Below are 10,246 nucleotides of genomic sequence, written 5' to 3'. Positions count from 1 at the left end.
TTCCACAGCAAAACCCCGCCTTATACCCATTTGCACACAGAGTTATCCACAAACACCCCCGTCATTTCGGCGATCCATTCTACCTATATACGGTTTTAAGCTCTCGAAATAAGGGTCAACATTGAAAAAGAAAAATTCGCGAGCGTTGCGCAAACGTTTTCGTTACAATGCTGCGGCAAAACAAGGATGCCCCGTAAGGGGCGTTAGCTGAGTTTTTACGCAAAAACTCAGCTAACGCTCTCTGTTATAGTCAAATCCAGGGGATTTACCATGCAACAACGTCGTCCAGTCCGCCGCGCTCTGCTCAGTGTTTCTGACAAAGCAGGTATTATCGAATTCGCTCAGGCACTTTCCGCACGCGGTGTGGAGCTGCTGTCTACAGGTGGCACTGCGCGCCTGTTAGCAGAGAAAGGTCTGCCAGTGACCGAAGTTTCCGATTACACCGGTTTCCCGGAAATGATGGATGGACGCGTGAAGACCCTGCATCCAAAAGTACACGGCGGCATTCTTGGCCGTCGCGGTCAGGATGACGGAATAATGGAACAACACGGTATCGACCCTATCGATATGGTGGTTGTTAACCTGTACCCGTTCGCCGAGACCGTGGCTCGCGTTGGCTGCTCGCTGGAAGATGCGGTAGAGAATATCGATATCGGCGGCCCAACCATGGTGCGCTCGGCCGCCAAGAACCATAAAGATGTGGCTATCGTAGTAAAGAGCAATGACTACAATGCCATTATTGAAGAGATGGATGCCAACGAAGGTTCTCTGACCCTCGACACCCGTTTCGATCTCGCCATTAAAGCGTTCGAACACACCGCCGCCTACGACAGCATGATTGCCAACTACTTCGGCAGCATGGTCCCGGCCTATCACGGTGAAAGCAAAGACGCTGCAGGTCGCTTCCCGCGTACTCTTAACCTGAACTTCATTAAGAAGCAGGATATGCGCTACGGCGAAAACAGCCACCAGCAGGCTGCCTTCTATATAGAAGAGAATGTTAAAGAGGCGTCCGTTGCCACCGCAACGCAGGTCCAGGGCAAAGCGCTCTCTTATAACAACATCGCCGATACCGACGCCGCACTCGAGTGCGTGAAAGAGTTCAACGAGCCAGCCTGCGTTATCGTTAAGCACGCCAACCCGTGCGGCGTGGCAGTCAGCTCCTCTATTCTTGATGCCTATGACCGCGCGTACAAAACCGACCCAACCTCCGCGTTCGGCGGCATCATCGCTTTTAACCGCGAACTGGATGCTGAAACGGCACAGGCCATTATCTCCCGCCAGTTTGTTGAGGTGATCATCGCCCCGTCAGCAACTGAGGAAGCGCTGAAGATTACGGCGGCTAAGCAGAACGTTCGCGTCCTGACCTGCGGTCAGTGGGCTGAGCGTGTTGCGGGCCTGGATTTCAAACGCGTGAACGGCGGACTGCTGGTTCAGGATCGTGACCTGGGTATGGTCACCGAGGGTGAACTGCGCGTAGTGTCCAAACGTCAACCTACTGAGCAGGAACTGCGTGATGCGCTGTTCTGCTGGAAAGTCGCGAAGTTCGTGAAATCCAACGCCATTGTCTACGCCAAAGAGAACATGACCATCGGCATAGGCGCAGGTCAGATGAGCCGCGTTTATTCCGCGAAGATCGCCGGGATTAAAGCCGCCGACGAAGGTCTGGAAGTCAAAGGTTCGGCGATGGCGTCTGACGCCTTCTTCCCGTTCCGCGACGGGATTGATGCCGCAGCAGCCGTTGGCGTGAGCTGTGTTATCCAGCCGGGCGGTTCCATTCGTGATGACGAGGTGATTGCCGCTGCCGACGAACACGGTATTGCGATGATCTTTACCGACATGCGCCACTTCCGCCATTAATCCACGGAGCAGACGATGAAAGTATTAGTTATTGGCAACGGCGGGCGCGAACACGCGCTGGCCTGGAAAGCAGCCCAGTCACCGCAGGTTTCAACCGTTTATGTCGCACCGGGCAATGCGGGTACCGCACTGGAACCGACGCTGCAAAACGTGGCTATCGGTGTAACCGACATTCCGGCACTGCTGAGCTTTGCCCAGAGCGAGAAGATCGATCTCACTATCGTTGGTCCGGAAGCGCCGCTGGTGATTGGCGTGGTCGATGCCTTCCGTGCCGCCGGTCTGAAAATCTTCGGCCCAACCGAAGGTGCTGCGCAGTTGGAAGGTTCTAAAGCGTTCACCAAAGATTTCCTCGCGCGCCATAATATTCCCACGGCGGAATACCAGAACTTCACTGAAGTGGAACCCGCGCTGGCCTATCTGCGTGAGAAAGGCGCGCCGATCGTCATTAAAGCCGACGGCCTGGCTGCCGGTAAAGGCGTTATCGTGGCAATGACGCTTGAAGAAGCTGAAGCCGCCGTGCACGACATGCTGGCAGGCAACGCGTTTGGCGACGCGGGCCACCGCATCGTGATCGAGGAGTTCCTCGACGGCGAAGAGGCAAGCTTTATCGTGATGGTCGACGGCGAGCATGTCCTGCCGATGGCTACCAGTCAGGACCACAAACGTGTGGGCAATGGCGATACCGGTCCGAACACCGGCGGGATGGGTGCATACTCTCCAGCGCCTGTTGTAACTGATGACGTTCACCAGCGCACCATGGAACGCATCATCTGGCCAACCGTAAAAGGCATGGCGGCAGAAGGTAACACCTACACCGGTTTCCTGTACGCAGGCCTGATGATCGACAAACAGGGCAACCCGAAGGTTATCGAGTTTAACTGCCGCTTCGGCGATCCGGAAACCCAGCCGATCATGCTGCGCATGAAGTCGGACCTGGTGGATCTGTGTCTCGCCGCCTGCGACGGTAAGCTGGACGAGAAAACCTCTGAGTGGGACGAGCGCGCCTCGCTGGGCGTGGTAATCGCCGCCGGGGGTTATCCGGGCGACTACCGCACCGGAGACGCGATCCACGGCCTGCCGCTGGAAGAAGCCGCTGACGGCAAAGTGTTCCACGCCGGCACTAAACTCGCCGCCGACGACACGGTATTGACCAATGGGGGCCGCGTCCTGTGCGCAACCGCACTGGGTCATACCGTTGCAGATGCGCAGAAGCGCGCTTACGCGTTAATGGCCGACATCCGCTGGGACGGCAGCTTTAGCCGTAACGATATCGGCTGGCGCGCCATCGAACGCGAGCAGCGCTAACGCGAAATTTTCGCCAACAGCGTTTTACGCGTGATGCCTAACTGACGGGCGGCTTCAGTTTTGTTGCCGCCCGTTTTTTCCAGTGCTGCCAGAATCACCTCTTTTTCAACATCCACCAGCGGTTGGATCTCCGGACTGTTCTCTGCTTTTATTGGCGTCGCGGCAATCGCCAACGGCAGCTCGCGTTCAGAAATGTATTCTCCCGTCAGCAGAACCACCGCACGCTCAATCGCATTTTCCAGCTCACGAATGTTTCCCGGCCAGTCGTAATGGATCAGCAGATCCATTGCCTGCGGGGTAAAACCTTTCACCGCTTTGCGGTTACGCTCAGCAAAGCGCTGGAGAAAATGCCCGGCCAGCAGCGGAATATCTTCCCGGCGTTGACGTAATGCGGGCATCTCGATAGTGACGACGTTCAGGCGATAGTAGAGATCCTGGCGAAAACGTCCGGCGTTGACCTCTTGTGCTAGATCGCGATGGGTGGCGGCAATCAGCCGGACATCCACAGCAATAGTCTGATTACTGCCTACGCGCTGGACTTCACGCTCCTGAATCGCCCGCAGCAGGCGCACCTGCATCAGCGGCGAGATATCACCAATCTCATCAAGAAACAACGTACCGCCGTCGGCTTCCACAAAGCGCCCTTCCCGGCGTTTATCGGCACCGGTAAACGCGCCTTTTTCATGGCCGAACAGTTCAGACTCCAGCAGAGATTCATTCAGCGCCGCGCAGTTGAGCGTCACCAGTGGTTTATCACTGCGCGCGCTGCTGGCATGAAGCGCCCGGGCGACCAGTTCTTTGCCCGTTCCGGAGTCTCCGTGAATAAGCACCGTTGCATCCGACGGCGCAACCATCGCAATTTCGTTAAGCAGGTGCTGCATCGCCGGACTGTTGCCAATCATGCCAAACTGCGCTGCCGGGGCTGCTACGGGGTCGACGCCGGTCGCCCGGGTATGTGCCAGCGCCTTTTCCAGTGTGTGCTGCAGACTGTCAAAATCCAGTGGTTTGATTAAGTAATCCAGCGCCCCGGTTTTTAACGCTTCCACCGCGGTCTCCACGCTAGAAAAAGCGGTCATAATCAAGACCGGAATCGCCGGATTCAGGACTTTGATCTCTTTCAGCGTTTCAATGCCGTCCATCTCCGCCATACGCACATCGCACAACACCAGATCAAAGACGTGTTCACGCACCTGCGCCAGCGCCTCTCGTCCGCTATAGGCAAGCGCAACGTCATAGCCCCAGCCACGCAGCAGCGCTTGTAGAATAGTGCAGTGGCTGACGTCATCGTCCACAACCAGAATATCGATTTTTCCGTGTGTCATCCTTGTCAATCCTGTGGTTTCGCATTGATCGGCAGCCAGAGAGTAAAGACTGTGCCTCTACCTTCCACGCTGGTCACCTGAATGGTTCCGCCGTGCTGCTCAATGATGTTTTGCACCACCGCCAGTCCCAGCCCGGTACCGTCTGCCTTCGTCGTAAAGTAAGGAGTAAAAATAGCCTCCAGCTGGTCGGGCGCAATTCCCTTTCCGCTGTCGGTAACCACAATTTTAACCCGATCGGCGCCACTTTCACTCGCTGAAACCGTAACCGTCCCCTGATGCCCGATAGCATGAATGGCGTTGAGGTATAAATTCAGCAGGACCTGCGTGAGTCGGTCGGGATCGGCTTGAATAGCGGGCAACGCAGCATTCGGCGTAAACTGCAGTTGAATTTCCCGGCTCTGAGCATCCTGGCTAACCAAATGCAGCGAGTGGGTGATGACGTCATTAAGGTCGACCGATTGCAGCGCCAAATGCGCAGGCTTCACCAATTCCAGTAATTCACTCACCACCCGATTTAAGCGATCGGCCTCTTTCGCCATCACCTGCGCCAGTTCATGCGACTCGCCCCCCGCCGGAGTGCGTTCGGCAAAATATTTCGCTAACCCCTTGATGGATGACAGTGGGTTACGGATTTCATGCGCGACTCCCGCCGCCAGATGTCCGAGCGCCATCAGCTTTTCTTTGCGCTTCATCGCGTCCTGTAGCTCTTTATAAGAACGCTGATAACGCTGATACCAGAAAAACGTCAGGACGGTGGCCAGCAGCACCGCCGCCAGGGCAGACAGGACGATCAGCGTATTACGCCACTCTCTTGCCTGAGTCGCGGCCAGGTCGCTGGCATCAAAAGCGATAAAAATGGTTTGCGCAGGCGTATTGGCATGCTCGTCATTACCCGAGCAGCGCGCCATACCGTGCCTCCCGGCCCCATACATCGGCTGGAACTGGCGATAAATTTCCAGGGCTGGTATTTGATCATGCCCATCGGGCGATGAGTCAATATTCCGCCAGCGTTCTTGTTCCCCAGGATTTAACTGACGGAGGACATCCGGCGAGTAGAGGGATTTACCAACCATAGAGGAATCACTGTGGGTGATGATCACGCCATGCTCATCGACAACGGCAAACCAGAGTACGCCCGGCTGTACCGCCATTTGCTCCAGCAGCGTTTGTTGCTGCGCATGATGCATACGCATTCCCATACCCACACGCGTACCGGACTCAAGGGCGCGGATCAGCACGCTTCCCTTTTCCAGTAACGTTTGTCGAGCGGCATCACTTTCCCGGCCGTAGTCCCGAATGGTCATGATGGAAAACCACCCCACCAAAATCAGGATCGCCGCCGGTAATAACCGGCTCAGCCACTTTGCTACCGTATCCTTATCAAGACGCATACGTTCTCCCTTTCCCGCCGTTCCTTTCTTCATTTCAGGTATACAGCAGAAATCATGCCATCTTTTCACCCTGATAACCCTGTTCTCAGGCACAAACCCTCACAACGGGTGGGTAAAAATGACCCACCGGGCTGTTCTGGCGAGTCATTTTTACTCGCTTACGCCCGGACGGCAGCCGCGTGATCCCCGCAGCACAAGGACGTCCAGGTTGGCACGGAAGATGCAAAAGAGAAAGTAAGCTAACCAACAGGAGAACGAACGATGAAACGGAATAATAAACTGGCGCTAATGGTCCTCTCGCTGATGGCTCTGGGTTCCACCCCGGCGCTGGCGCAACATCACTGGGGCAATGGTGAGGGAATGTGGCAACAGGGTGGTACGCCAATGACCACCGAGCAGCAGGCCGCAGCCCAGAAAATCGCTGATGATTACTACACGCAGACCCGCGCATTGCGCCAGCAGTTGACGTCCAAACGTTATGAGTACAACGCGTTGCTCACCGCCAGCCCGCTGGACAGCGCAAAAATTAATGCCGTCGCAAAAGAGATAGAATCTCTGAATCAGGCGCTGGATGAGCAACGGGTGAAACGGGATGTCGCCATGGCGGAGGCGGGCGTGCCTCGCGGTGCCGGCATGGGTTGCGGTGGCGGCAGTTACCATCGTGGCGGGGGTCATATGGGTATGGGCCACTGGTAAAGAACTTAATGCCTGATGGCGCTACGCTAATCAGGCATATAGATGGATACCGTAAGCCGGATAAGACGATTTTGCGTCGCCATCCGGCTTAAAATGTTTTATCTTTCGGCTGCCAACGGCAGAAATCAGAATTCGCGACCAGCAACAGCTGGGATCCTTCAGGCGCTTCCAGCCATGCCACGCTTACGTCGACCGACGAGCGGCTCTGGCGGCGCTCAATATGGTTTATCGCCCATGAATCTAAATCAGGTTTGATCGTCTCGCCTTCACACGTAGTAACCGTGCGTTCGGCGGCATGCCAACGCCCCTGCCGTAATACCACACGCCCCTGACGCAGCGCATCGCTGGTCTGACGGATTTGATCGGCACGGTAGCGGTAGAGCTCAATTTGATCGCTGGAAAGCTGCTGCTTTTGACCATCGACTTCACGCTGCATAAAACTCAGTTCACCCCGATCGTCGAAACGGATGCGAACATGCTCCGGCGGCTGGCTGTATACGTTGAGTTCTATCAGAGAGAGGGTATCACCCTGCCAGCGGTATTCACTGGTGGTGGTGTCGCCGCTTCGCCACGGACTAAAAACGGAGAGCAGATGCACATCATCGTTGGAATCTTTACGCCAAACGCGTACCGCTCCGTGATCGCCAACATAACCGCTGGCCGTGAACGGAGGAAGCTCAGAGTGGCGACTGCAGGCAGACAGCAACAGAACACCTGAAAGCCAAAGCGTATGACGCCAGATGGACAAAAGGGGCGAAACCGCCCCCTCGTTAAAACTGTTCACTGCCACGCGAATTACTTAACCGCGTCTTTCAGTGCTTTACCAGAAACAAATGCCGGTACGTTAGCTGCGGCGATTTTGATTTCTTGACCGGTCTGCGGGTTGCGGCCAGTACGCTCAGCGCGGTGGTTCACTTTGAAGGTACCGAAACCAACCAGTTGTACAGCATCGCCTTCTTTCAGAGACTCAGTAATAGCAGCCAGAGTGGATTCCAGAGCAGCTTTAGCCTGTGTTTTGGACAGTTCTGCTTTGTCTGCAATTACATCAATCAGTTGAGTCTTGTTCATAAGTTATCCTTACAATGTGTTTATCGCTTGCTAAGCATCGAGTGCGACGGAAATGCCAGAAAAGCACTCTCCTGCATACACGCACCGATAGCCACTTTTCTTCGCCCCCCAAATGTAGACCAGACGGGGGGCGGATGGGAAGCCTTCAGGCACGACAAATCAGGCGTTAAATCACGTTTTGTGGTGTCATTGCTGAAAAATTATACCAATATTGCTCTCGCCAGCCTCGCGCAGGTCTGCACGCAGCCCTTTTATCAGCTCAAGATCGCGTTCTTCGCAATCGGCTAAAAGTCGGAATATTTCCCACTGAATATCCCATTCTTGCTCAACGGCAGGGTTCTCTTTCAGCTCTTCATCGGTCATTTCGCGACCCGCTTGCGTCATTTCCAGCATCGCGACGCTGGTAATCGAAGCCTTACTGACTTCAATCGCGTGTTCCAGCGTTTCACCGCTCAGACGAGAATGCATGACTTCGCTCAGGGCAACACAGGCGTCAATCGCCGGATAAACGCCGTACAGATCGTAGTCGTCTGCGGACGGAATAGCCTCTTCAAACTTCTCCAACTGGCTGTCAAAATTGATTTTCGCATCCTTGACGGTCAGCACTTCCCAGACTAAATCCAGGATTCGGCGGTAAATCTGCCCATCACCAAACTCCGTTTGCTTGCAGAACATGGCGTAGTTTGGGTACATGCGCTCACACAGGCAGGCCATAAAGGTGACGTGCTGCCAGCTTTCCAGCTTCTCCAGACGCAGATGAATCGGGTTTTGTAACATGATGAGTTCTCGAATACGGAAATTAGTCGCAGTTTACCCGATATGGGGCGTTTTTGCTGCAAGCCGCGTAAAAGCCGGGCGTTCCGATGCCACCGCATCCGCCCAGCGTGTCGGTTCCGGTAGGCGATAGCCGTTCATACAACGCTGCACCCACGCCAGCGCGCTATCCATACCCACGCGATGTCCGGTAGAGATAAACAGTGGATTACAGCGTGCTTTGCTGCGCCAGACCCACGCCAGCTGCTCGCCTTTATCCAACAGTGGCGCTAGCGCCCCGGGTTCAGCAGATAAGGGTTCAAACTTGCCGCACAGCCGTTTTTTCGCCACGCCAATCGTCGGGACATCCGCCAGCAGACCAAAATGGCTGGCAACACCAAGACGACGCGGGTGGGAAATACCGTGACCATCAACGAACACTAAGTCAGGCTTCTGCGATAATTGTTCCCAGGCAGCCAGCAGCGCAGGATATTCGCGAAAAGAGAGAAAACCGGGGATATACGGCATGGTGGTGGCGATACGCGCCACCTTATATTCAACCAGCTCAAGAGAAGGATACTTCAGTAGCACGATGGCGGCTCGCGTCACCTCTCCGCCCTGCTCAAACCCGACATCTGCCCCGGCGATCAGATCCGGCGGATCGCTTTTAAGGCGATCTTCACGGATCACCGCAGAGGCCAGTTCAAGCTGTTGGGCACGTAGCGACGCGAGATCCATCGTGACTCCTTAGCGGTGGTACTGCCCAGACAAGCGATGTACCGCCTCCACAAACACCCCGGCATGTTCCGGCGGCACATCCTGGTGGATACCGTGGCCCAGGTTAAAGACGTGGCCTTCCCCTTGACCGAAGCCAGCCAGTATCGTGGCGACTTCTTCTTCGATACGCGGTGCCGGTGCGTAGAGCATGGACGGGTCCATATTCCCCTGCAGCGCCACTTTATGACCGACACGACGACGCGCATCGGCAATATCTGTCGTCCAGTCGAGACCCAGCGCATCACATCCAGTTTCCGCCATCGCTTCCAGCCACTGTCCGCCGCCTTTGGTGAACAAGGTGACCGGCACGCGGCGGCCGTCGTTTTCACGCAACAGGCCATCGACAATTTTGTGCATGTAATAGAGAGAGAACTGCTGATAGTCGCGACCGGTCAGCACGCCGCCCCAGGTGTCGAAAATCATCACCGACTGCGCGCCGGCTTTGATTTGCGCATTCAGGTATAGCGTGACGCTTTTCGCCAGCTTATCGAGCAGCAGATGCAGCGCTTTAGGGTCGGCATACATCATCTTTTTAATCACGGTGAAGGCTTTGCTGCTGCCGCCTTCCACCATGTAAGTCGCCAGCGTCCACGGACTGCCGGAGAAGCCGATCAGCGGAACGTCGCCCTTCAGCTCGCGGCGAATAGTACGTACCGCGTTCATCACGTAGCCCAGTTCCCCTTCCGGGTCCGGGATCGGCAGCTTATCCACATCGGCCTTACAGGTGATGGGAGAGGTAAAGCGTGGGCCTTCGCCAGCTTCAAAGTACAGCCCAAGTCCCATCGCATCCGGGATGGTCAAAATGTCCGAAAAGAGGATCGCCGCATCAAGTTTATACCTGCGCAGCGGTTGTAGCGTCACTTCGCAGGCCAGCTCGGCGTTTTTGCACAGCGCCATGAAATCGCCCGCTTGCGCACGAGTGGCTTTGTACTCCGGCAAATAGCGGCCCGCCTGGCGCATCATCCATACCGGAGTAACATCAACGGGCTGGCGCAGCAGCGCACGCAGGTAACGATCGTTCTTCAGTTCGGTCATTTTTATCTTCCTTTTAGCGTCAGGCCGTCAGTGTATCAT

General features: G+C 55.6%; 10 protein-coding genes. 3 read left to right on the top strand and 7 right to left on the bottom strand.

Annotated elements, in window-relative coordinates; translation table 11 throughout:
- The first annotated feature begins 270 nt into the window (after positions 1–270).
- Both purH and purD read left to right on the top strand, forming a co-directional pair.
- Entirely contained in the window at positions 271–1,860 is a 1,590-nt protein-coding gene (purH, locus tag QNN86_RS23330) for a bifunctional phosphoribosylaminoimidazolecarboxamide formyltransferase/IMP cyclohydrolase (RefSeq protein ID WP_181596018.1), read from the top strand.
- Between the two features lie 15 nt (positions 1,861–1,875).
- The gene (gene purD / locus QNN86_RS23325; RefSeq protein ID WP_414212387.1) at positions 1,876–3,165 is read left to right on the top strand and encodes a phosphoribosylamine--glycine ligase; all 1,290 of its coding nucleotides are present in this window, start codon (positions 1,876–1,878) and stop codon (positions 3,163–3,165) included.
- On the opposite strand, the gene zraR is transcribed toward purD, so the two are convergent.
- Positions 3,162–4,487, bottom strand: coding sequence for a sigma-54-dependent response regulator transcription factor ZraR (gene zraR, locus QNN86_RS23320; protein ID WP_137361875.1), 1,326 nt, complete (start codon positions 4,485–4,487; stop codon positions 3,162–3,164). The genes purD and zraR overlap by 4 nt on opposite strands.
- A gap of 5 nt (positions 4,488–4,492) precedes the next feature.
- The gene (zraS, locus tag QNN86_RS23315) at positions 4,493–5,878 is read right to left on the bottom strand and encodes a two-component system sensor histidine kinase ZraS (RefSeq protein ID WP_414212386.1); all 1,386 of its coding nucleotides are present in this window, start codon (positions 5,876–5,878) and stop codon (positions 4,493–4,495) included.
- A gap of 261 nt (positions 5,879–6,139) precedes the next feature.
- Here zraS and zraP point away from each other — a divergent pair, with 261 nt between their 5' ends.
- On the top strand, positions 6,140–6,574 hold the full coding sequence (gene zraP, locus QNN86_RS23310) for a zinc resistance sensor/chaperone ZraP (RefSeq protein WP_096758766.1): 435 nt from the start codon (positions 6,140–6,142) through the stop codon (positions 6,572–6,574).
- An 88-nt stretch (positions 6,575–6,662) separates the two neighbouring features.
- Here the strand turns inward: zraP and QNN86_RS23305 are convergent, their stop codons facing one another.
- From QNN86_RS23305 to hemE, 5 genes are all read right to left on the bottom strand, one after another.
- Positions 6,663–7,358 (bottom strand): DUF1481 domain-containing protein, encoded by a 696-nt coding sequence (locus tag QNN86_RS23305; RefSeq protein ID WP_414212388.1) that lies wholly within the window; start codon positions 7,356–7,358, stop codon positions 6,663–6,665.
- An 11-nt stretch (positions 7,359–7,369) separates the two neighbouring features.
- Positions 7,370–7,642 carry a nucleoid-associated protein HU-alpha gene (hupA, locus tag QNN86_RS23300; RefSeq protein ID WP_096758767.1) on the bottom strand — a complete coding sequence of 91 codons (273 nt, stop codon included), beginning with the start codon at positions 7,640–7,642 and terminating at the stop codon, positions 7,370–7,372.
- Between the two features lie 186 nt (positions 7,643–7,828).
- Positions 7,829–8,419: a YjaG family protein gene (locus QNN86_RS23295; RefSeq protein ID WP_096758768.1), complete on the bottom strand. Its 591-nt coding sequence runs from the start codon at positions 8,417–8,419 to the stop codon at positions 7,829–7,831.
- Positions 8,420–8,452: 33 nt separating this feature from the next.
- Positions 8,453–9,133, bottom strand: a complete 681-nt coding sequence (gene nfi, locus QNN86_RS23290; protein ID WP_182270610.1) for a deoxyribonuclease V — start codon at positions 9,131–9,133, stop codon at positions 8,453–8,455.
- A 9-nt stretch (positions 9,134–9,142) separates the two neighbouring features.
- Positions 9,143–10,207 carry a uroporphyrinogen decarboxylase gene (gene hemE, locus QNN86_RS23285; protein WP_182270611.1) on the bottom strand — a complete coding sequence of 355 codons (1,065 nt, stop codon included), beginning with the start codon at positions 10,205–10,207 and terminating at the stop codon, positions 9,143–9,145.
- Between the last annotated feature and the right edge of the window lie 39 nt (positions 10,208–10,246).

Origin of the sequence: Citrobacter sp. C348, from assembly GCF_047467975.1 — a bacterium.
GTDB lineage: Bacteria > Pseudomonadota > Gammaproteobacteria > Enterobacterales > Enterobacteriaceae > Citrobacter > Citrobacter gillenii.
Note: the sequence above shows the minus strand (reverse complement) of the source record. Positions and strands in the feature narration are given on the sequence as shown.

Coding starts and splice junctions, on each gene's coding strand:
- QNN86_RS23295 (WP_096758768.1), bottom strand. CDS start 8,419: ATGTTACAAAACCCGATTCATCTGCGTCTGGAGAAGCTGGAAAGCTGG.
- zraP (WP_096758766.1), top strand. CDS start 6,140: ATGAAACGGAATAATAAACTGGCGCTAATGGTCCTCTCGCTGATGGCT.
- hemE (WP_182270611.1), bottom strand. CDS start 10,207: ATGACCGAACTGAAGAACGATCGTTACCTGCGTGCGCTGCTGCGCCAG.
- purD (WP_414212387.1), top strand. CDS start 1,876: ATGAAAGTATTAGTTATTGGCAACGGCGGGCGCGAACACGCGCTGGCC.
- zraR (WP_137361875.1), bottom strand. CDS start 4,487: ATGACACACGGAAAAATCGATATTCTGGTTGTGGACGATGACGTCAGC.
- hupA (WP_096758767.1), bottom strand. CDS start 7,642: ATGAACAAGACTCAACTGATTGATGTAATTGCAGACAAAGCAGAACTG.
- nfi (WP_182270610.1), bottom strand. CDS start 9,133: ATGGATCTCGCGTCGCTACGTGCCCAACAGCTTGAACTGGCCTCTGCG.
- zraS (WP_414212386.1), bottom strand. CDS start 5,878: ATGCGTCTTGATAAGGATACGGTAGCAAAGTGGCTGAGCCGGTTATTA.
- purH (WP_181596018.1), top strand. CDS start 271: ATGCAACAACGTCGTCCAGTCCGCCGCGCTCTGCTCAGTGTTTCTGAC.